Below are 23004 nucleotides of genomic sequence, written 5' to 3'. Positions count from 1 at the left end.
TTGTATAACCTTCTAGAAGGTTATACAATCAGCCGAGGCTGTTTTAAAGCGAATCTTAAGCTGCCTGATGCAGTCCTTTGATCTTATCATGAGCGCCTTTTAATTCGCTCAATTGTTTTTGCAGATCTTCTTTGATGTAAGCCGGAATGTGGTCTTTAGCAATCGCATCTTCATATGCTTCAACGGCTGCGTTTTCGCCAAATTCTACAGAACTTAAAATGGCTGCCCGATCTTTACCCGTGATGGCTGATTTAATATCGATCCAGGCACGGTGTAATTTACTCGACAGATCGGTTGAATCAATATCCGCTACGCCCGTACCATCAATACGAACAATGTGATCGGCTAGTTGACTACGGAATTGTTCGCTCTGAATGACCATGTGACGGAAAAGCTCGTTAAGCTGAGCATCTTCACTATCCTTGATGGCATCTTCATAACCGTGGATACGGTCGTTATTAATTTTAACAAGATCATTCAGATCGTCGACGATTTCCTGATTGGTGATCATAACAGTTGATTTTGATAGTTAATGAATTACAAGTCAATAACCTCCTGTTTAGGGAAATGTTTCTGATTTTAATGGGGATATAATAAAAAAAGAGACCTAACCTGGTCTCTTTTTCGTGATAATAGTTATGCTTCGTTTTCTATTCAGCAAGGCTTTGAGAAAGAAGCGATGAAATGATACGTATCGTTTCGCCATTATTGAAAACTTCTTTAAGAATCCTGATGAACTCTTCTTCATTTTGGGCAGTTTGCTCTATTTCTACTATTGGCCAATGAGATGTTGGGGATTCCCATTCCACGGCCACTGGGTAATAGATAACCCCGTGAGTCACGGTAAAAATTTGATAACGGTAATTGTCCATGGCCGGAGCAACGATATAGAAGCGGTGGATAATTTTTCCATCCGACTGGCTTGTTTCAATTTCCGCTGAAAGCACATTGTTTGTTTTTTCCATCAAATAGCCTGCCTGCTCTTTTAGGATGGCTTTTGGGCTCTTTGTTTTTTCAATGGCAAAGTCAGGCCAAAGGTTTTGCATTTCCATATGCTTAAAATGTCAGCGTAAAAAATAACGGCAAATGGTCGGAGTAAGTTGCTATGTTGGGCAAGCTGCGGGCTGTCACCAGTGAAGTTACACCATCTGTCTGGATAATCTCTAAACTGCCTTTAACAAAATTATCGATCATCACCGGACGTAGCAAAACCTGATCGAACACATTCCACTCGTAACAGACGTGTTCGGCGTGTTTGTAGTAGTACGTTCCCGAAACGTCTTTGTTCAAGTCGCCAAACAAACTCCACGTTGGATTATAAAAGTAAGGGTAGTCTTGCTTCTGAACCGTTCGCAATTTTCCTCCTGCAACTTCACTGGACATAGTACCGTGAAACCCGTTGGCTTTTATCATTCCCGTTTCAAAGGGATTCATATTGAAATCGCCCACTACTACGTGTCGATCAATGTTCAGGCGGGTTTCTACTCGCCGGAGCTGTTCGGCTACCAAAGTTGCGGCTTCATTTTGGCTTTCCGGGCTAAAACTACGTTTGTCAACAAGGTGGAGCGCTGTTAACAGAAAGTCTTCTCCAGTAGGTAAGCGCACGCGTCGAGTGGTCAGTCGATGATCTTCTTCAGTGGGTACAATGAAATCGTAGTGGAACTTTGTAATGATTGTAATCTTTCTGCACTGTGATAACGGATGATTTAGAAAATAGTATGGTCCATCCGTATTCAATGCTTGAATCAGCTGAACTGGACTGGCTGGATTTTCGGCTAATACCAGGATGTCAACATGTTTATGTTTAACAAGATTGGTAATTTGATGTGTCAGATTTTTTCGCTGAACGTTCCAGAACAATACATTAAGTGTGGACATAAATAAAAAAGCGCGGACATAACCCCGCGCCTTTAAACTGTTTTAATTTTATTACAACCGGATGATTTCTGCGCCGATGGCGTTCAAACGGGTATCGATGTGCTGATAGCCCCGGTCGATCTGTTCGATGTTATCGATGATACTCGTTCCTTTGGCTGATAAAGCGGCAATCAGTAGAGCCACACCTGCCCGAATGTCGGGCGACGACATCCGAATGCCTTTTAGCGGCAACTGACGGTTCAGACCAACGACCGTAGCACGGTGTGGGTCGCAAAGAATAATCTGAGCGCCCATGTCGATCAGTTTGTCAACGAAGAACAAACGGCTTTCAAACATCTTTTGATGAATCAACAGCGTGCCCTGCGCTTGTACGGCCGTAACGAGCACGATACTCAGCAAGTCAGGTGTGAAGCCAGGCCAGGGTGCATCCGAAACGGTCATCATCCCGCCATCCAGAAACGACTCAATCTGGTATCGGTCCTGAGCTGGGATAAAAATATCATCGCCTTTATATTCGATCTGAATACCCAACCGACGGAACTGATCAGGAATGATTCCCAGCTCTGGAATTCGGCAGTTTTTGATCGTGATTTCTGATTGCGTCATAGCGGCCAGACCGATGAACGATCCGATCTCGATCATGTCGGGTAGCATCGTATGGTCTGTGCCGTGTAATTCAGATACACCTTCGATCGTCAGCAGATTCGACCCAACGCCCGAAATTTTGGCGCCCATCGAATTGAGCATCTTACTCAATTGCTGCAAGTAAGGTTCGCAGGCGGCATTATAAATGGTGGTAATACCTTCGGCCATAACGGCAGCCATCAATACGTTCGCCGTACCGGTTACCGACGCTTCATCGAGCAGCATATAGGTACCGCGCAGATTGCTGGCATCGACCTGATAATAACCGCCATCGTTGGCGTCGTAATTGAACTGAGCGCCTAGCTTCTCAAAACCCAGGAAATGAGTATCGAGTCGGCGACGACCAATTTTATCGCCACCTGGACGAGGAATGCGGCCTTTTTTGAAGCGGGCCAGCATGGGGCCAAGCAGCATCACAGAGCCACGCAGGGCGGCTGCTTTCCGCTTATACGTATCGCTTTCGAGGTAATCCAGATTAACGTCGGATGCCACGAAGCGGTATGAGTTTTCACCGATTTTCGTTACCCAGACACCCAGATCGCCCAACAGATCGATCAGCTGATTCACATCGCGGATGTTAGGAATATTATGAATCGTGACGGGTTCTTTCGTCAGTAAAACGGCACAGAGAATTTGCAATGCTTCATTCTTTGCGCCCTGCGGAATTAATTCACCTTTGAGCTTGCGCCCACCTGTAATTTGAAAAGAAGCCATGAATGTGATATACAGTTTCCTTGTTTACAGCGTTCGGCGGCTAAGACAACCAATGTATTGAATGGTGATAAAGCGTCTTATCGCTGAAGCCGTAACGTAATGAGTTAGCGTCTACGGCGGTCGTTATTACGGTTGTTATTTGGCCGTCCGCCCTGATTATTGTCGTTACGGAAGTTCCGCTGGTTTCCGTCGTTCCGGTTATTGTTCTGACGGCCCTGTGGACCGTTGTTGCGGAAATTCCGTTGGTTGCCACCGTTCTGCCGCCCCTGTTGGTTATTTCGGTTACCGTAATTGTTACCACCGCCAATTCGCTGGGGTTGAGTTTGATCGCCGGTACGTTCGCGGGGGGTCGATTCAACCAGCCCTTGTTCACGAATTAGTTGAATATCGTCGGCCAGTTTGCCGTTCGATAGTTCCAGCAGGCTCTGGTAGATGGTTTCGTCTTCAACAGACTCTTTGTTCCAGGTCTGGTAGAACGTGCGCATCAGCCGGGTCAGATAGGAAACAAAAGCTCGTTTCTCGTCTGGATCTTCAATGGCAATGGCTTTTGCTACCAACAAATCCACGTTCCGACCGAAGTGTTTAAACTTAAGGTGGTGGGTGTTATAAGGCACATGTTGTGGCTTTTTGCCCAGAGCTTCCTCCGATGGTGGCGGATAAGGGCTATCCACGTCTAAGGTAAAGTCCGACATGATATAGAGGTCGTCCCACAGTTTATTGTAGTAGTCCTGACCATCTTTCATGTTGGGGTGTATTTGTCGCATCAATTCAACCAGGATATGAGCGTAACGAGTACGTTTTTCCCGGTCTTCGATGTTGACCATATTGTCAACCAACTTTTGGATACTGCTGCCGTATTCTTTCAAGGGCATTGCCGAATTCGTGATAAAGAGAACAAAAGTAACAACATTCGAACCAAAATCCGCAACTTGTTTGTCTGCGGGAACAGAAGGGCTTACTTCTTTGTCCTTTTAGCAGCAATTCTATTTTTTATGTTACAGTTTCTACGTACGTATCGCCCTGAGTTTATTGATACCTTTCGGTTGAGTGTACCTATTGTTATTGCTCAACTGGGCGTGGTCTTAATGGGGGTTACCGATAATCTGTTCGTTGGCAGACTGTTAGGGGCTGTACCGCTGGGGGCGGCTGGCCTGGCAAATTCCTTATCATTTTTGATGTCGAGCATTGGGGTTGGCGGGCTAACCGTAGTGGCTGCACTTGTTGCAAAATCAAATAGCCAGAGTGACGTAGCAGCTGTTAACCGGCTCTTTCGGGGTGGTCTGCGTGTGGCCGGACTATTTAGTCTGGTCTTTGGTGGGTTGTCGGTGCTGTTAGCCTTCAATTTTGGCTTATTTGGCCAAACGGCTGAAGTGACGGCACTGGCCCGCGACTTTATGCTGATTCTTAGTGCGTCGTTAGTACCCTTATTGGTGTTTGTGGCTGCCCGGCAATTAGCGGATGGGTTACGTTTTCCCCGAGTCGCGATGGCGATTACGCTGTCGGCGCTGATTTTGAACGCCCTATTTAACTATCTGCTCATCAAAGGTGTAGGGCCATTTCCTGAGTTGGGGTTGATGGGGTCCGCAACGGCTACGTTGCTTTCCCGATTGTTTATGGCTGTTGCCATGCTAGCCTACATTTATCGGTCATCCCGCTTCAAAATCTATTTCAATAGTGCGTTTGCCTCGCTCTCAGTGGCTGATGAAGTGAAAACGATTCTTAAACTGGCAGTTCCGGGCGGGTTGACGTTTTTCTTCGAAGTGGCTACGTTTTCGCTGGCGGTAGTAATTGTTGGCTGGCTGGGAGAAGACAGGCTGGCTGCCCATCAGATTGCTATCAATCTGGCATCTGTTACGTATATGATGGCTACTGGGATTTCGTCGGCGGCTGCCATTCGGGTTGGTGGTGCGGTTGGGCGGGCCAGCCGGGAAGGGGTATTTCGGGCTGGTGTTTCGGCCTTTTTATTAGCTATCAGCTTTATGAGTCTGGCTGCTATTCTATTTTTATCGGCCAACGAATGGCTTGTATCGTTGTACATACGCGACAATCCGGCGGTGATGCAAATAGCGGCTTCGTTGGTTATTGTAGGCGGTTTTTTTCAACTCTCTGATGGCGTACAGGTAGTGGCCTTAGGGAGTCTTCGTGGATTATCGGACGTGAATATTCCAACTATTATTACCCTGTTTGCCTACTGGGTTGTAGCCTTACCCTTAAGCTACGTATTGGCATTCACGTTCCGGTTAGATGCCATTGGTGTCTGGATAGGATTATTGTCTGGTTTGAGTCTGGCCGCTGTTTTTCTGACCATACGTTTCTTCCGGCGGGTAAATCGGATCGATTTGATCAATCGTAGCATCATTCAGTAGAATCCGGGCAGATAGCATGTATGCTCGGATGAGGTACGCTATGTAAGCTCATTACGTACAGCCATTCTGGTTGTAGATCTTACGTTAATCAAATGTGTTGAGTACAATTAACAACAGGCAATACTATATCGTATAAATAGGTTTTTGGGAGTATAAATAATTGACATTCAGTTCTCTGTGTTACAGTTTGTGCCGATTTTTTGAAATTATAGAAAGAATATATTGGATAATAAAATCATTTTATTGAGTGTATTTCGCAATCTATTTAGAAAAAAATTAGAAGTCGTATCATTGTGCCTCTCCTGAATTGATTGAGTTGTCTTTGGGATAGTAATGCCAGAGATATAGCCAATCACTAGTTTATCTATTTACCTTCAAACTTAGTTTGTATGCCTATTTATCTACTCAACCATGTCCGAAATAATCGTCGGCTTTGGCTGCTATTGAGTCTGTTTTGGCTGGCCATTTCGGTTAGTTATGCTCAGACAACCATTACCGGGACGGTGACGGACGCCGGTACCGGCGAAGCACTGGCCGGAACGACGATTCAGGTTAAAGGAACGAATGTGGGGGCCACCAGCGATGCCGCCGGGAAGTATCAGATTTCGTTACCAGCCACTGGCAAAGTGCTGGTTTTTTCATTCATTGGGTACCAGCCGATTGAAATTGAGGTCGGTAACCGAACCGTTGTCGATGCCAAATTGACAAACGCCGATAATGCGCTTGGTGAGGTTGTTGTGGTCGGGTATGGCGTACAAAATCGGCGCGACATTACTACGTCAATCGGCTCGGTAAAAGCTCGTGATCTGGCTAACCAGCCGGTGGCCAGTTTTGATCAGGCATTAGCGGCCAAAATTGCGGGGGTTCAGGTAACGCAAACGTCGGGAGCACCCGGAGCTGGCCTTTCGGTACGGGTGCGGGGAACGGGGTCGATTAGTGCGGGTAACGATCCTCTTTACGTAATTGATGGTATTCCGCTGTCGCGTGATACAAAATATGCTACGGGTAGCACAAATACGCAGTTTCCTGATAACCCGATCAACGTATTGAGTACTATCAATACCGATGATATTGAAAGTATTGAAGTACTGAAAGATGCTTCAGCTGCGGCTATTTACGGATCTAGGGGGTCGAATGGCGTGGTGCTGCTGACTACCAAGCGTGGAAAGGAAGGAAAAACGACGATCAGCTACGATACGTTCGTTGGCGCTCAGACTGTTTCCAAGAAGATTGATATGGTCAACGCGTATGAATATGCGCAACTGAGCTACGAAGCCAAAAACAACGCTTATCTCGATAGAAACCCCAATGGTAAGCCAACCGATTCAAACGACATTCGAAACCGGGGCGTTGGCGCGCCGAGTACATTGATTCAACCTGAAATAGTCCCGTATTTGTCGGGGCAGCCCGGCCTGACCGATACCGATTGGCAGGATGCTATTTTTCGGACGGCTCCTATTCAGAATCATACGTTGTCTATCTCGGGAGGAAAAGATAACGTGAGGTTTTACGTATCGGGTAACTATCTGGATCAGCGCGGTGTGGTCATCAATTCGGGTTTTAAACGCTACAGCGCCCGAGCTAATGTCGATGTTAAATCGGGACGGCTGACTGTTGGCATGAATCTTAATCCGACGTATTCCTATCACGATCTTATTAAAGCAGAAGGGCCGTATCTGGGCGAAGGCGTTGTGGGTTTAGCCCTTCAAATGCCGCCTATTTTTCCGGTTTACAATACCGACGGCTCGTATAACTGGCAGGGAAACGCCTGGGGATACGGCGCTACGTCGATTTTGAACCCAGTGGCGATTGCTGACCAGGTGAGTGATAAATTAAGCCAGTTACGCTTGTTAGGGAATGCATTTGCGCAATACGAAATCATCAAAGGATTATCGTACCGGTTGAGCGTTGGAACGGACATCAATACATTTCAGCGCGATTATTTTCGGCCGTCAACGCTCGAAATTCGGGATCGTAAGGGCGCATCTGTGCCAACTGGTTTCTCGCGGGCACAGAACTTCGTAAACTGGCTGGTCGAAAATACGTTGAACTACAATCGCTCCTTTGGTGTGCATAACGTATCGGCCCTGGCCGGATTTACGTCGCAGAAGGATCGTCGGGTAGCCAATGAACTCACCGCAACCAACTTCCCGAACGATCTGGTGTATACACTCAATGCCGGACAAGTATCGTCGGGTGGGTCGGACATTCAGGAATGGTCATTGTTGTCGTATTTGGGTCGGGCGCAGTACGATTACAACGGAAAATATCTGGTATCAGCCGCCATTCGGGCCGATGGATCTTCCCGATTTGGTCGCGATAATCGCTGGGGTTATTTCCCATCTGTATCGGCTGGCTGGAACGTATCGCAGGAGTCGTTTATGAAATCGGCTACGTGGTTGAGCGATCTGAAAATCCGGGCCAGCTATGGTCTAACCGGTAACTTCCAGATTCCGAACTATGGATCAGTCAGTTTGTTGAATTACCAGAATTATATTCTCGGTCCAGAAACCATTGTAACGGGCCTGGCACCGGGCAATTCAGCTAACGACAAACTGAAATGGGAGAAAACGGCCATGCTCGATGTGGGCTTTGACGCTAGTTTCCTCAGTAACAAACTGAGTCTTACATTCGATTATTACAATGCCAATACGTCTGATCTGCTGCTGAATGTACCGGTGCCGCGTACATCGGGTTTCAGTACGGAACTACAGAATATTGGTAAAGTGAATAACAAAGGGTTTGAGTTCACGCTGGGTACTCACCAGACTTTCGGGCGATTGCGGTGGGATGCCAGTGCCAACATTGCTACGAACCGTAATAAAGTGGTGGCACTCGGGCCATCCGGCGATCCGATCATTGTGGCCGGGGGCGTAGCAGGGGCGCAATTCATTACACAGATTGGTCGTCCGATTGGCGAATACTACACCATGATCAACGACGGCGTTTTCAAGAATCAGGCCGAGATTGACGCGTATCCACACGTATCGACAACCCGTCCCGGCGATTTCAAATTCCGGGATACGAACGGCGACGGCAAAATAGATTTTAGCAGTGACCGGACCGTTACGGGGAGTTATTTCCCGAAATATACATTCGGGTTCAATACGAATCTGGCGTATCGGGGCTTCGATCTGGGGGTCGCTTTGCAGGGAGTTCAGGGCCACAAAATCATGAATCTGATCCGGCGCTATATCTACAATATGGAAGGCAACGGCAACTTGTTTAAAGGAGCGCTGAATCGCTGGCAGTCGGCCGAAAATCCGGGCAACGGACTGGTTAACCGGGCTAACCGCCTGGCTTCCGGTTCCAACGGCGAAATATCGACCTGGCACATCGAAGAGGGGTCGTACGTGCGGATACGTACCATTACGCTGGGCTATACGCTGCCTACTACGGTACTGCAACGCCTGCGGCTTACTCGGGCCCGCATTTACGTAACGGCGCAGAATCCATTCACATTCACCAAATATCTTGGCTTCAATCCAGAGGTAAACAGCCGTCCTGACAGCGCCTTATCGTCGGGAGAGGATTACGGTACGTATCCGCTTCCTCGTACAACGTCGGTTGGTCTTAACCTTTCATTTTAAACACAGCCATGAAAAAGATAGCCTTATTTTTTGTCTTGCTAAGTGGCCTGTCGGCCTGCCAGAAAGGGTTTCTGGATCTTAAACCGTTATCGCAGCCAAACGTCGATAACTTCTATAAAACAGCCAATGACTTCGGAAATGCTGTCAATGGCGCTTATGACGCGCTGCAAAGCGCCAATCAGTATGGTGGTGATTATAACACATTGATCGAAGCCCGTGGCGACAACGTACTGGATAACGATCCTTCGTCGGGGTCGGGGCTACGTTACAACATCGACCGGTTTATTGAGCCAACAACAAATACGTTGCTGCGTGATACGTGGGGGAGCTTATATACGGGGATTAACCGTTGTAATCTGATTCTGGATAAGATCGACGCGGTTACGATGGATGCTACGTTAAAAGCGCGCTACAAGGGAGAGGCTCAGTTTATCCGGGCTTTATCGTACTTCAATCTGGTTCGGTTGTGGGGTAAAGTACCGCTTGTGCTTACGGCCGGTAGTACGTCCGAAGCCCGTTCCTACACACGTAACGAAATAACTGACATTTATGCGGCTATCGAAAAAGATCTGACAGCGGCAGCGGCTGGTTTGCCCGTAAGCTATACGGGTAACGATGTGGGCCGTGCTACATCGGGAGCTGCGAAGGGTTTGCTGGGTAAGGTTTACGTAACGGAGAAAAAGTATGATCTGGCCGTTGCCATTTTACGCGATCTGGCCAACGGTACTACGTATCAGCTATTGCCGAATATTGCCGACGTATTTGCCGTGACCAACAAGAATAACGCTGAGTTATTATTTGCGGTGAAGTTCAAGAAAGGCGGATCGCTGGGCGAAGGGCACGGATCCTGGTTTGGAACAAGCATCGGCGATAATATTGAACCGTCGTTACGGGCGGCTTATCCGGCTGGTGATAAACGACTGCCGCTAACGGTTCAGGTGCCGGTGCCGAGTAGTATCAACGTAGTGCCCCGAAAATATTACGATGAGTTATCTGCTACCAACGATGTAGGTAACGATTTTCCCGTATTGCGCTTTGCCGACGTAATACTGCTCTACGCGGAGGCATTGAACGAAGTGGGCTATCAGGCCGATGGCGAGGCATTCAAAGCGCTGAATCGAATTCGGACTCGGGCTGGCGTTGCTACGTATACGGCAACTCAACTCGCTACAAAAGAAGCATTTCGGACGGCTGTTATTGCTGAGCGCCGGCTTGAGTTGGCGCTTGAAAGCGATCGCTGGTTTGATCTGATTCGTACCGGTACAGCCGTTGATGCCATTAAAGTAACGGGTATCACAATGCCAGCCTATCGGACGGTTTATCCAATACCGCAGTCAGAAATTGACGTATATAACAACCGCACTTCGTTCCCCCAGAATGACGGGTATTAAGTGAAGCGTTAGTCCAGCGCCCAAAATCCCTATCAGATCGTTTATTGCGCTGGTAGGGATTTTATGTTTGATTCGTATAAAGAACTCTTCGGATCGCTTTCCTAAATCCCCTCACCAATGAAATACTGCATTTCCTTTCTTCAAATCACCTGTTTTTGCTTACTGATCATAACTAGTTTTGCTCAGGACACAATGAATGAAAACCTACTGCATCTTAATGAAATAAGTCACCTGCAGGTATTGGTTGATCAAAGGCCGTTAGCTGATTGATCAGGAGTGAAGAAGACTATTAAAATCAGAGACTTTGATCTCGCCTTTGATACTACATCGGCTACCATCAACAAGGAATATAAGTCAAATCTGATGATTAGTCACGCAAAAATTTCTCTGATCCATAACGATAAGATTGTCGGCTTTACCATATGGCGGGAGGGAAGTGCTGACCCTTTCAGCGTTTTCTATGGCATGGCTCAGCTTGGGGACCGGTATGAAGTAAGCTTTTCATGCATGGCTCAACGTAAGACAGGGGAGAAAGTCGCGCTGAGTAAAGCGCTTATCTATAACTTTCCAATTCTTTAACAGGCTATTTATTTGGCCCAGCTAGAAAACCAGATTAAACGTACTGCCTTCGCCGGGAGTAGACGTAGCGGTTAGCTGACCACCGTGAAGCTGCATAATCTGCCGGGACAGGCTCAGACCAATACCAGAACCTGTTTTCTTGGTTGTGTAGAACGGGATAAAAATCTGTTCCAGGGCTTCAGGTTCAATGCCTGGCCCGTTGTCAGATACGCTGATGATAACCCGTGGCCCATCGGTTATAGCCTCCAGATGAATAGTAGGATCTGGTGTATTGTCCAGACTTTCAACGGCATTTTTCAATAGGTTGATGAGTACCATTTCTATCTGGTCGGCATCAGCGCGAACCGCCAGATTAGGTGAGCCTGTTTTTGTGGTGATCTCAACAGCGTGTTTTTGATTGTTCGCCTGGGTAAGCTGAACCACATGACGGAGTAGCTGATCGATCGATACGTCCGCAAAAATAGGTTGCGGAATAGTGGTGAAATGGCGATAGGCATCCACAAATCGCATAACACCAGCGCCCCGCTGCTCAATAGTCATAAGCGCATCCCGCAGGTCGGTTACCGATGAGGCAAAGAAAGACGGCAGCGACGTAATCAATTTTTGTTCGTTGGTTTCGCCCGATTCTAAAGCCATACTTTCTTCTGCAATAGGAACCAGATCGGTTTCAACGATATCACGCATCGTGCCAGCCAGCGACACAATCGGCGTGATGGAGTTCATGATTTCATGACGTAGCACTTTGGTCAGATTCTGCCAGGCATCGAGTTCACGCTGTTGTAACTCAGTACGTATATTTTGCAGAGATGCTACCGTAACCAGCCGTCCACGTAACCGAACGGCGGTACACCGTACGGATAGTTCGCCATCCGTCCCGGTTTGGTACGAAACAGGCGTTGGTGAGTTGGCGGCCGATTTAAGCGCATCGACCAGGTCGGGGTGAGTGGCGTTTAAATCGTTTAACGTACGCAGTCGGTACGTACCCAGTAAACGTAGTGCCGACTGATTGACTAGTTCTACCTGACCGGCGGCATCAAACGTCAATAAACCAACACTAACGTGCTGAACGATGGTATTAACGTAGTGAAGATTGGCTTCTTTTTCCGCACGGGCCTGCCGGAAAGCATCCAGCACTTCGTTAAATTGATCATTTAGCTCATGGAACGAAGTGCCCAGATTACTATCGGCCCGGAACGCTACCGCAAAGTCGGAATAACGGACTGATTCCAGAAAGCGCGTCAGCTTCCGATTGAGGCTCGTGACAAATCGGTATAAATTGACTGAAATGAAAAGATGGGCAATAATCATCGGGAAGAGCAGTATGCCATTACTGCCCTCCAGATAAAAGTAAGTCAGGGCAATGGTTAACGCCACCAATGCCGCAATACGCCACCCAATACCTATGGCGAAACGATCCATACGTTATGCGATCCAGCTGAATGGATATTCGAGAGTTGGCACTTTGGTCCGCTCAGCAATTCGACGTAGCCGGGCGGGCAGGGCCATCAGATAATCACGGGCACGTTGGGCCGCATCGTCGAGGTCGCTGATTGAGGCAATGTTCCAGTCTGCCAGCAAATCATCGAGAATGTCGATATAATCGGTAGTTGTATAGACGCCAAGCCGTTGAGCCGCATCAGAAAAATGGCTGAACGTTTGGCCAATTTTAACACCCGTTTCGCGCAGGAAATGGGCGGGCATAACGATCTTCTTCCGCATCATATCCTCAAACGCCAGCATCATTTCGGAAGGGTCAACTTCAAAAATCTGCTTAACAAATGCTTTGTAGGCTTTGGCATGACGCATTTCATCGGAAGCGATCACTCCGCAGATCTTAGATAGCTGAGGACAACCAGCCTGTTTGGCTAACGTAGCCGTCCGGCGGTGCGATACGTTGGTAGCCAGTTCCTGAAACGAGGTATAAACAAAGTTTCGGTAAGGATCGCGACCCGTACCAATATCGAAGCCATCGGCAATCAGGTATTGGGTTGATACCTCCATAGCCCGCATATTAACGCGGCCAGATAGATAGAGGAATTTATTAAGAAGGTCACCATGTCGGTTTTCTTCGGCTGTCCAGCTACGTATCCAGCGCGTCCAGTTCTGGGGGTTGCTCTGGTCGACGCCTTCCATATCCATCAGCCATGATTCATAGGTTGGCAATGCTTCTTCCGTGATGGTATCGCCAACCAGTACAGCCACATAATCATAGGTCAGTTCACGAACACTTTCGCGAAGAAGTTTAACCTCCTCCAGAAAGTTGTCCTGCGCTGAGTCTGGCAAAAAGTCGGCTGGCTGCCAGTTCGTTTCAATGGGTTTCAGATAGTCCCCGAGTAAGGCGTCTATTTTTCCGCCAACAAAACGCATTACATCTACACGAGAGGCTGAGAGAATCATGGGTAATCAACAAAGAATTTGGATAATCAATTCAATAAGCTTGCAAGGTACAGCTAAAACAAACGACACATTTGATTTACTCTACCTTTTCTGCCAAAGAAAAAAGCAAATGGATTGCTATTTTTGGACTAAAATAAGGTTATAGGCTTTTTGTTGGCCAAAATGGCTCTATGAAAAAAATAGTTGATTATCTATTAAGCTGCGTTTATCTACTCTTTTTCGGCTTAACGCTGGTTGTTTTTCACGTTCTTCAAGTCGTTGCGTTTAATGGGTTTGGCAAGCAGGCGCATAAAGTGGTGGTCGACTGGATGAATGCCTTTATCTCGTATGGCTGGTACCTGACGGGGAGCAGCATTCGCTTTCGCCAGCAGACAAACCTGCCAACGGACCGCCCGATTATTTTCATAGCGAATCACCAGAGCATGTTCGACATCTCACCCATGATTTGGTTCCTTCGTAAACATACGCCCATTTTTGTGTCTAAAATTGAACTGGCGAAGGGTATTCCGGGCGTATCGTATAATCTCCGTAAAAGCGGAGCGGCTCTGATTGATCGGAAAGATCCCAAGCAGGCTATTGTTGAAATTGCTCGTTTAGGCAAGCTTATTCAGGAAACGAACCGGTCAGCGGTTATTTTTCCGGAAGGAACCCGATCGTCGTCAGGTACAATGCGCCCATTTGTAACGGGTGGTGTGGCTACGTTGCTGAAACGAGCGCCCAAAGCTCTGGTAGTGCCAGTTGCTATTCGTGGGACGGGCCCTTTTAATCCCAAAGGTATATTTCCACTAACTTCCTTTTCTCGAATGTCGTGGGACGTACTGCCCGCTATTGAGCCGGCAGGCCAAACGCCCGATGAGGTTGTACGGCAAGCGCAGGAAGCCATTGCTCAGGAACTTGGCCAGTCACAAGGTGTGGTAAGCAAATAAGCCTGTCAAACGGATCTGGATGTTTTTGTTTGTCGTTTGTTGGATGGAAATAGTATATTTATCGGTAAATGCCACCCTTGTATGACACCTGATAGACGGCCTTGATCAAATAGAACCTATTCTAGCCGATGTTGCTCAGAAAACGGATCGACTCATTGAATCCAATGGACAGATACTGGAAATAGCTCTTCGCGCCGATTCTAATGCAAAGCTTGCTGCAAAAGGTGTCGCTGATTTGACAATTGAAATGCGACAACGCTTTGAGCGGGTCGATCAACGGTTTGATGAACAGAAAGCAGACATAGATCAACGGTTCCAACAGGTTGATCAACGGTTCATTGAGCAAAAAGCTGACATCGACCAGCGATTTCAGCAAGTTAACCGGCGGTTTGATGAACAAAAAGCGGACATCAACCAACGCTTTGAGCGGGTTGACCAACGGTTTGCTGAGCAGAAAGCTGATATTGATCGACGGTTTGCTGAGCAAAAAGTAGATATTGATCAACGGTTTGCTCAGGTTGACCAACGGTTTGACCAACAACAAAATCAATTAGATGATCTGCGGCAGGAAATGCAAAAAGGATTTCAGGACGTAAATCAGAAATTCGGTCAGTTTGAACAGACACAGCAGACCATCCTGACGATTCTTTTAGAACGCTTGAAATAACTTTCTGCCTAACAGACTGTTATAGTCCGAATTTCTCTAGTCTGCGATAAAGTGCCTGTCTTGATACCCCCAGCTCGCGTGCTACGTCCGTAATACTACCCCTGTGTTTTTGCATCGCCTGTTGTATTAGGTGACGTTCCATATCTTCCAGTTGCATCGTTTCACTGACTGGCGATGACGTAGCAGAGGAGTCTTTACGGAAAACAAAATTGTCGGGTTCGAGCATGTTGCTTTGCGTTAACTCCGGACGTGCCAGAATCACTGCTCTTTCAACAGCATGTTGTAGTTCACGAACATTGCCCGGCCAGCGATATTGCTTCATTTCTGCCAGTAAGGCTGGACTTACGCCTAATACAGACCGATTGTATTGCTTGGCATATTTTTTTAGAAAATGTTCCGCTAAAGGACCAATATCGGCTGGGCGCTCGCGCAGCGGAGGAAGATTAAGTTCAATCGTGTTGATCCGGTATAGTAAGTCTTGCCGGAACTGCCGCTCTGCTACTCGCTGGTTAAGATCAGCGTTCGTGGCGCATACCAGGCGGACATCAATGGAGCGTGCTTTGTTTGAGCCGACGCGGGTTACCTGACGTTGCTGTAGCACCGTAAGAAGCCGCGCCTGCTGCGAAGCACTAAGGTTTCCAATCTCATCCAGAAAGATGGTACCACCATTGGCTTCTTCAAATCGTCCGGCACGATCGTCACGAGCATCCGTAAAGGCTCCCTTTACGTGTCCAAAAAGCTCGCTTTCGAACAAACTTTCTGTCAGTGCACCAACGTCGACGCTAACGAACGGCTTGTCGCGCCGGTCCGAATTTTCGTGGATGGCCCGTGCTATCAGATCCTTGCCAGTTCCGTTTTCGCCCAGAATCAGTACGTTGGCATCGGTTGGCGCAACTTGCTCAACGGTTTCCAGAATAGGGCGCATAGCCGAACCGATAATGCTCGTTTGCTTGCCGTTGGTTTTACCCGACTGTTTTTCTTTAGGCGTGGCTTCGTTTGACTCTTTCGCTTCTTTTTTCCCTTCAACTGCGCCCCGGATTGTTTCCAGAAATTTGTCGTTCTGCCACGGTTTCAGCACAAAATCGACGGCTCCGGCTTTCATTGCCCGGACGGCCATTTCTACGTCGCCATACGCGGTAAATAAAATGACGCGGGCCGTTGGGTCAATGTCCAGAATACGATCCAGCCAGGCAAAACCTTCGCGGCCACTGCTAACATCGCGCTGGAAATTCATGTCCAGCACGATAGCGTCGTACCGATTATTATTCAGAAGAAAAGGCAGCTTTTCAGGGTTTTTCTCAATGTCCACCGCACCAAAATGGCGTTTTAGTAAGAGCCGGGCAGCCAGCAATACGTCGGGGTCATCATCGACAAGGAGTAATTTTGCGTCTTGCATAGACCAAAGATAAAGAGTCGAGCGAATTGTTGCACGTAGATGCCAATTCAACCACGAATTAAGCTTTTCTTATGTACTTTCGCCGTTAAAAGTCGTTAAGCGGTCATTGCTCATGATTTATGGTTATTTATTGGCATGTGATCGTTGAGCGATGTTGACTGCCATCCAATGACTGATGTTTCTTCGCCAATTGATACTCGCTGGTTTTATGCGCTCGTTATAGCCGGAATCTGCTTAAATGCCACTGGTTTATTCACGCCTATTCTCGAACCTGACGGCGCTCTGTATGCCTGTATCGCGAAAACAATGGCGCAAACAGGCGATTTCGTTAATCTGTACGCCGTTGGACGCGACTGGCTCGATAAACCGCATTTTCCATTTTGGGTAACGGCGGTTAGTTATCTTATTTTTGGTGTCAATACGTTCGCCTATAAATTTCCGGCACTCCTGTTTTTTCTGGGTGGTGTTATCTATACGTATCATTTTGTTCGGTTATCGTATTCCTGGCTTACTGCGCAGGTTGCATCACTCATTTTATTGACGGCTTTTCACGGTGTTCTTTCCAATAGCGATGTACGGGCGGAGCCTTATCTGACGCTATTGGTCATTGGCCCCGTGTATCACTTCTATCGGGTGTTCCTGGGCGCGCGATTTTATCATATAGTACTCGGCGCTTTCCTGACGGGATGTGCGCTGATGACGAAGGGCTTGTTTGTGTTGGTGCCGATTGGCGCTGGATTGGTGCTGCACTGGATGTTGACAAACAACTGGCGAGAATTACTAAAGCTCCGTTGGTATGTAGCCGTAGTGCTATCGTTTGTCTTTACGATGCCCGAGATCTATTGTTTGTATAAACAGTTTGACCTTCATCCCGAAAAAGTGGTTTTTGACAATACCAACGTATCGGGCATTCGTTTTTTCTTTTGGGATAGTCAGTTCGGGCGCTTTTTTAACACAGGACCTATTAAAGGAGCTGGAGACAAGTTTTTCTTCGTTCATACGTTGCTTTGGGCTTTTTTACCCTGGTCCTTACCGCTCTACATTGGCGTGGGTAACGTAGTGCGTTCCATCGTAAAGCGAATAGAGGTTCCGGAATATATTTCGCTGGGATCAGGACTTGCTACGTTCCTGATGTTTTCATTGTCGGGCTTTCAACTTCCTCACTACCTCAATATCGTTTTTCCGTTTTACGCGGTAATTGCCGCTCAATTTTTAGTGCGTCTGAAGCCTACAGCTCTTCGCCGATGGACTATTGCCCAGACCGTAATTGGTGTGTTGCTGGTCGTGTTGATTGTTGGTGTTCTGGTTGTGGTTCAGCCCGCCCGACAGGGTATTGCCCTCAGTTTGAGTATGCTCATTGCGGTTGCTACGTTTGTGTTTTTTAGAAACACTACGTTGCTTTCGTTGGTGGGACGAATGGTAGGCGCCATGCTGCTGCTGGCGTGTATGTTGAACCTGTTTCTCTATCCAACCTTCATGAACTATGAAGCAGGTCTGGCGGCTGCCCGCTACGTGAATGAACAGCCCCAGCGAGCTAAACGTATAACGGCACTGTATGGTCCCAGCACATTCGGTGAAAGCTCGTGGTCTTATGAGTTTTACGTAGATGGTCCAACTCAGTACGTGCGTGACGATTCTGTATTGCAGCAGCTGGCTGGGCAACGTAGCGTGCAGGTATTTACGACGAATATCTACGCTGATTCGTTGCAAAGTCGGGGTTTCGATGTGAGTCCAGTGGCTGTTTTTCCCTATTTTCACATAAGCCAGTTAACGGGCGATTTTCTAAATTATAAGACTCGCACGAGTACATTAAAACCCTACGTATTGGTGGACGTACGTAAATGAAGAAAGTGATTTTGAAACCGGACAGCGATTTGTCCGAAACCGGACAGCAATAGTCTATATTCTTTTCGTAGGCGTCTGAAAATCAATTTGTTTCTTAGTTGGCACGACTATTGGCTCGATAAAAACGAAGCACGGGCTCAGTTTCTTTTTTCGTAGTGTGCTAACAAATTAATAAAATGGATCGCGTCTTACCTAAACGTTTCTGGACTACTCAACGCATGGCTCTCTTTGGCGGAGGTGCGTTACTGGTAGGTTTATTGGCTTACACATTTGTTTTTGCTGATCGTCGGTCAAAACTGAATGTTGAAAAAGATAAAATAACGGTCTCTAACGTAACTACGGGGCCATTTGAAGATTTCATTGTCGTTACGGGGGTCGTTCAACCCTTGAAGACCATTCGCCTGGATGCTATCGAAGGCGGTTATGTGACTCAGAAGCTCGTTGAGGGCGGTAATATGGTGAATAAAGGGGAAGTATTACTGAAACTTGAAAACCAGAGCTTAAAACTCAGCTTCCTGCAGTCGGAAACGGAAGCGAACCGACTCGTGAATGATCTGCAGAACACTCGGCAACGTATACAGATTGAACGGTTTACCTTGCGTAAAACCCTGACCGATGTAGATGCTCAGATTGCCCAGGCAAAAGATACCTACGAGCGTCAGGAGAAGCTGTACAAAGATAAAGTGGTGTCGGAAGAAGACTACCTGAAAGCGAAGCGTGCCTATGAGCGGTTGACCAGCCAGCGTGTTATTGAGGTCGAAACGCAGAAGTATCAGGAAGAAAATGCGAAGATGCAGATCAAACAATTAGAGCAAACGCTGCAACGTACGCAGAAAAACGTGGCTCTTTGGCAGCAGACACTCGACAATCTGGTTGTGAAAGCGCCGGTGTCAGGGCAGTTGTCAAGTATCGACGTAGAGGTAGGTTCTAATATTAACCGTGGTCAGAATATTGGTCAAATTGACGACCTGAACGGATTCAGAATGCGCGTCGGTATCGATGAACACTATATCAGTCGGGTATTTTCGGGGTTGAAAGGCAGTTTTGAGTTCAACGGAAAAAACTACGATCTCGAAATTAGCCGGGTTTATCCTGAAGTAAAGAGTGGCCGGTTTGAAGTGGATATGATTTTCCCAAAAGGAGCTCCTGAAGGTATTAAGCGGGGCCAGTCATCGCCAATTCAGTTAGAACTTGGTAAAGCGGCTAAAGCTACGTTGTTGCCTGTAGGAGGTTTCTTCTCCGATACGGGTGGTAACTGGGTGTATGTGCTTGATAAATCGGGTAAGCGTGCTGCTAAACGTCAGATAACGCTAGGTCGGAAAAACCCAGAATACTATGAGGTATTAAGTGGTCTAGAGCCCGGCGACCAAGTTATTACGAGTTCTTACGAAAATTTTGGCGATAACGAAGTACTTGAATTCTAATTTTTTCGACAGGGTTTACAGGATTAACATGATTTTTACTAGTCTGTTTCATCCTGTAAATCTTGTTAATCCTGTCAAGAAAAAAACATGATCCAAACAGTTAACCTTCAGAAACTCTTCTCGACCGAAGAAGTAGAAACCACCGCCCTCAATGGCATCAACATGGAAGTACGAGATGGTGAATTTGTCGCTATCATGGGTCCTTCCGGTTGCGGTAAATCAACCTTGTTAAATATTCTTGGCCTGCTGGATAATCCCAGCGAAGGCGAATACAATTTCTACGGCACCGCTGTTGCGAGAATGACCGAGCGGCAACGGGCTCAGCTTCGTAAAGGCTCAATTGGCTTCGTGTTCCAGAGTTTTAACCTGATCGACGAGCTGACAGTGTATGAAAACGTAGAGCTGCCATTGCTATACCTGAAAACACCAGCAGACGAGCGTAAAAAGCGCGTTGAAGAAACGCTGGAGCGAATGAGCATTATGCACCGCCGGAACCACTTTCCTCAGCAGTTATCGGGCGGTCAGCAACAACGTACTGCCATCGCACGGGCAGTTGTTGCGAAACCCAAACTGATCCTGGCCGATGAGCCGACCGGTAACCTCGATTCGAAAAACGGGGAAGAAGTGATGAAGCTATTAGGTGAGTTGAATGATGAAGGAACTACCATCATCATGGTAACTCACTCCCCTTACGATGCCGGTTTTGCGCATCGTATCGTCAACTTGTTTGACGGGAAGGTGGTAACCGAGAACTTCCACGTATAGTCTAAACCGCACCGGGCCACCGGTGCGGTTTGGCTTTTAACCTTAACCTCTATATGATCCGCAACTATCTCAAAATCGCCGTCAGGAGCTTGTTAAAACACAAGCTTTATTCGTCTATCAACGTTTTTGGACTGGCGTTGGGCATGGCCTGTAGCCTGCTGATCGGGCTTTGGGTACGCGATGAACTGAGCTATGATCGGTTTTGGCCTGATGCGGAACGTATTTGCTACGTACGGGTCAACTTTACAAACCCCAATGATCCTTCGGCCGATATTGGCACCAATTTCGTGACACCCGGCCCACTGCAGGAAGCTATTGCTAAAGATATTCCCGAAGTAGCAGCTACGCTTAAATTAGACTATGGCCCGGAGTACCTGATAAAAGTGGGTGATAAAACCGCCAAAGAACAAGGCCATTTTGCTACCGATGATTTCTTTGGCGTATTTAATTTACCCGTCATTGCAGGCAATCCGGCAGCTGCCCTGAAACAGCCGAACCAGATTGTTATTACCCGAAAGGTTGCTGAGAAGTTCTTTCCGAATGGGGAGGCTCTGGGGCAAAAACTTCAACTGAATAACGATAAGTACTACGTAGTGGGAGCTGTTGTTGAGGACGTTCCTCATAATTCCACGCTGCAATTTGGCTGGCTTGTTAACTGGAACGTGCAGGCTCAGGATTGGATGAAGACCTGGGGGAACAGCTCGTTCAGGACGTATGTTCGGTTGAAGCCGAATACGACGCTGGCGCAGGCTGAAGCCGCTATGAGTAGCATCTATCCGCGCCACGCGGGTAAAAATTTCGAGACAGGTCGGCCTACACTTCAATCAATCACCGATCTACATCTGTATTCGGAGTATAAGAATGGAAAGAGCGTGGGGGGACGTATTGAATACGTTCGCGTTTTCGGGCTGGTGGCGTTGTTTATCCTGCTGATCGCCTGTGTCAATTTTATGAATCTGGCAACAGCCCGGTCAGCAACCCGAGCTAAAGAAGTGGGGGTTCGAAAAGTAGTTGGCGCATTACGGTCGTCATTAGCCGGGCAGTTTCTGAGCGAATCCATGTTGACGAGTTTGCTGGCAATTACGTTGTCGCTGGGCCTGGTGTGGCTTGCCTTACCATCATTCAATGCGGTATCGGGCACAACATTAACGCTCGACCTGACCGATCCGATTCTCTGGCTTATTGTACTGGGGCTAGCGATCATTACGGGAGTACTGTCTGGAAGTTATCCGGCGTTCTTTCTGTCTTCTTTACAACCCATTAAAATCCTAAAAGGTCGCTTTCAGGTAGGGGCGGGGCCTGCGCTGTTTCGCCGGGTTCTGGTTGTTTTCCAGTTTTCGTTGTCTGTTTTTCTGATTGTCGGGATGCTGGCGGTTGGGAAACAAATGGATTACCTACGTAGCAAACATCTCGGTCTCGACCGCGAAAACGTACTCTACTGGCCCATAGAGGGGTTTTCTGATACGAAGCAATACGAAGCTTTCCAGCGTGAAGTTGTCCGTTTGCCGTCTGTTGGCTCGGCCACTACTGCTGGATCATTACCAATTGATGTTCGGGGTTCATCGGGCGATTTACGGTGGCCGGGAAAAGATCCGCGTCAGGACCATCAGGTGTTTGCCATGTTTGTGGGCAGTGATTTTGCCCGGACCATGAATATCAAGATGGTCGATGGCCGTGATTTTCAGACCAGCAGCCCCGCTGATTCGTCGAATTACGTCATTAATGAAGCAACGGCCCGGATGATGAATATGAATAATCCGGTCGGTAAAGAAGTCCAGTTCTGGATGGGAAAAGGCCGGATTGTTGGAGTTATGAAAGACTTCCATATGCAGTCGCTTCATGAAACCATCAAACCGCTTATCCTTTGTTTCAACTATTTGAATACAAGTTATTTGCTGGTGAAGACCCGGCCCGGACAAACGCAGCAGGCGATTGCCGATCTGGAAAAACTATCTAAAGCCTACAATCCAAACTATCCGTTCAACTTTCATTTCCTGGACGAAGAATACGAGAAGCTATACCGTGCTGAACAGCAGGTTGATACGTTGATAAACTACTTTGGGGTGCTGGCTATTCTGATTTCGTGTCTGGGACTGTTTGGCCTGGCTGCTTTTACCGCCGAACAACGTAACAAAGAGATCGGCGTTCGGAAAGTGCTGGGAGCTTCGGTGGGCAGCATTGTTACGTTGCTGTCAAAAGATTTTCTGAAACTAGTGTTAATCGCGTTGGTATTGGCCGCTCCCTTAGCGTGGTGGACCTTAACTAAGTGGCTTGATTCGTTTGCCTATAAAACGGACCTAAGCTGGTGGATCTTTGGAATGGCGGGTGGATTGGCCTTATTGATTGCGTTTTTGACCGTCAGCTATCAGAGTATTAAAGCTGCTTTGACGAATCCGGTAACGAGTTTGCGAAGCGAGTAAC

18 protein-coding genes are annotated in these 23004 nt (G+C 47.5%); 10 read left to right on the top strand and 8 right to left on the bottom strand.

Features of this window, described 5'->3' with window-relative positions:
- Positions 1 to 55: 55 nt before the first annotated feature.
- From GK108_RS22515 to GK108_RS22495, 5 genes are all read right to left on the bottom strand, one after another.
- On the bottom strand, positions 56 to 511 hold the full coding sequence (locus tag GK108_RS22515; protein WP_163953370.1) for a ferritin-like domain-containing protein: 456 nt from the start codon (positions 509 to 511) through the stop codon (positions 56 to 58).
- Positions 512 to 650: 139 nt separating this feature from the next.
- A complete protein-coding gene (locus tag GK108_RS22510) occupies positions 651 to 1052 on the bottom strand; it encodes a hypothetical protein (protein WP_163953368.1) in 402 nt (133 codons plus the stop codon).
- A 4-nt stretch (positions 1053 to 1056) separates the two neighbouring features.
- Entirely contained in the window at positions 1057 to 1878 is an 822-nt protein-coding gene (locus GK108_RS22505; protein ID WP_163953366.1) for an endonuclease/exonuclease/phosphatase family protein, read from the bottom strand.
- A 51-nt stretch (positions 1879 to 1929) separates the two neighbouring features.
- On the bottom strand, positions 1930 to 3237 hold the full coding sequence (gene murA, locus GK108_RS22500; protein ID WP_163953364.1) for a UDP-N-acetylglucosamine 1-carboxyvinyltransferase: 1308 nt from the start codon (positions 3235 to 3237) through the stop codon (positions 1930 to 1932).
- 104 nt (positions 3238 to 3341) lie between these two features.
- Entirely contained in the window at positions 3342 to 4109 is a 768-nt protein-coding gene (locus GK108_RS22495; protein WP_262887450.1) for a DUF4290 domain-containing protein, read from the bottom strand.
- 120 nt (positions 4110 to 4229) lie between these two features.
- On the opposite strand from GK108_RS22495, the gene GK108_RS22490 reads away from it, so the two are divergent.
- The 4 genes from GK108_RS22490 (at position 4230) to GK108_RS22475 (ending at position 11163) form a co-directional block, all read left to right on the top strand.
- On the top strand, positions 4230 to 5603 hold the full coding sequence (locus GK108_RS22490) for an MATE family efflux transporter (protein WP_163953362.1): 1374 nt from the start codon (positions 4230 to 4232) through the stop codon (positions 5601 to 5603).
- A 389-nt stretch (positions 5604 to 5992) separates the two neighbouring features.
- Positions 5993 to 9193, top strand: coding sequence for a SusC/RagA family TonB-linked outer membrane protein (locus GK108_RS22485; RefSeq protein WP_163953360.1), 3201 nt, complete (start codon positions 5993 to 5995; stop codon positions 9191 to 9193).
- Positions 9194 to 9201: 8 nt separating this feature from the next.
- Positions 9202 to 10584, top strand: a complete 1383-nt coding sequence (locus GK108_RS22480; protein WP_163953357.1) for a RagB/SusD family nutrient uptake outer membrane protein — start codon at positions 9202 to 9204, stop codon at positions 10582 to 10584.
- Between the two features lie 276 nt (positions 10585 to 10860).
- Positions 10861 to 11163, top strand: coding sequence for a hypothetical protein (locus GK108_RS22475; protein WP_163953355.1), 303 nt, complete (start codon positions 10861 to 10863; stop codon positions 11161 to 11163).
- Positions 11164 to 11184: 21 nt separating this feature from the next.
- On the opposite strand, the gene GK108_RS22470 is transcribed toward GK108_RS22475, so the two are convergent.
- Both GK108_RS22470 and GK108_RS22465 read right to left on the bottom strand, forming a co-directional pair.
- Complete coding sequence (locus GK108_RS22470) at positions 11185 to 12582, bottom strand: sensor histidine kinase (RefSeq protein ID WP_163953353.1); 1398 nt, start codon at positions 12580 to 12582, stop codon at positions 11185 to 11187.
- Positions 12583 to 12585: 3 nt separating this feature from the next.
- Complete coding sequence (locus tag GK108_RS22465) at positions 12586 to 13560, bottom strand: acyl-ACP desaturase (protein WP_246225082.1); 975 nt, start codon at positions 13558 to 13560, stop codon at positions 12586 to 12588.
- Positions 13561 to 13730: 170 nt separating this feature from the next.
- Between GK108_RS22465 and GK108_RS22460 the strand changes: the two genes are divergently transcribed.
- Complete coding sequence (locus tag GK108_RS22460) at positions 13731 to 14486, top strand: lysophospholipid acyltransferase family protein (RefSeq protein ID WP_163953351.1); 756 nt, start codon at positions 13731 to 13733, stop codon at positions 14484 to 14486.
- 247 nt (positions 14487 to 14733) lie between these two features.
- Positions 14734 to 15153, top strand: a complete 420-nt coding sequence (locus GK108_RS22455) for a hypothetical protein (RefSeq protein WP_163953349.1) — start codon at positions 14734 to 14736, stop codon at positions 15151 to 15153.
- Positions 15154 to 15172: 19 nt separating this feature from the next.
- Here GK108_RS22455 and GK108_RS22450 read toward each other — a convergent pair whose 3' ends face one another.
- Positions 15173 to 16549: a sigma-54-dependent transcriptional regulator gene (locus GK108_RS22450; protein ID WP_163953347.1), complete on the bottom strand. Its 1377-nt coding sequence runs from the start codon at positions 16547 to 16549 to the stop codon at positions 15173 to 15175.
- A gap of 168 nt (positions 16550 to 16717) precedes the next feature.
- Here GK108_RS22450 and GK108_RS22445 point away from each other — a divergent pair, with 168 nt between their 5' ends.
- The 4 genes from GK108_RS22445 to GK108_RS22430 all read left to right on the top strand — a co-directional run bounded on the left by GK108_RS22445 (position 16718) and on the right by GK108_RS22430 (position 23003).
- On the top strand, positions 16718 to 18394 hold the full coding sequence (locus GK108_RS22445; RefSeq protein ID WP_163953343.1) for an ArnT family glycosyltransferase: 1677 nt from the start codon (positions 16718 to 16720) through the stop codon (positions 18392 to 18394).
- 176 nt (positions 18395 to 18570) lie between these two features.
- Entirely contained in the window at positions 18571 to 19818 is a 1248-nt protein-coding gene (locus tag GK108_RS22440; protein WP_163953341.1) for an efflux RND transporter periplasmic adaptor subunit, read from the top strand.
- A gap of 87 nt (positions 19819 to 19905) precedes the next feature.
- Complete coding sequence (locus GK108_RS22435) at positions 19906 to 20583, top strand: ABC transporter ATP-binding protein (RefSeq protein ID WP_163953339.1); 678 nt, start codon at positions 19906 to 19908, stop codon at positions 20581 to 20583.
- Positions 20584 to 20636: 53 nt separating this feature from the next.
- A complete protein-coding gene (locus GK108_RS22430) occupies positions 20637 to 23003 on the top strand; it encodes an ABC transporter permease (RefSeq protein WP_163953336.1) in 2367 nt (788 codons plus the stop codon).
- Position 23004: the final 1 nt, after the last annotated feature.

Source organism: Spirosoma terrae (assembly GCF_010435915.1).
GTDB lineage: Bacteria > Bacteroidota > Bacteroidia > Cytophagales > Spirosomataceae > Spirosoma > Spirosoma terrae.
Note: the sequence above shows the minus strand (reverse complement) of the source record. Positions and strands in the feature narration are given on the sequence as shown.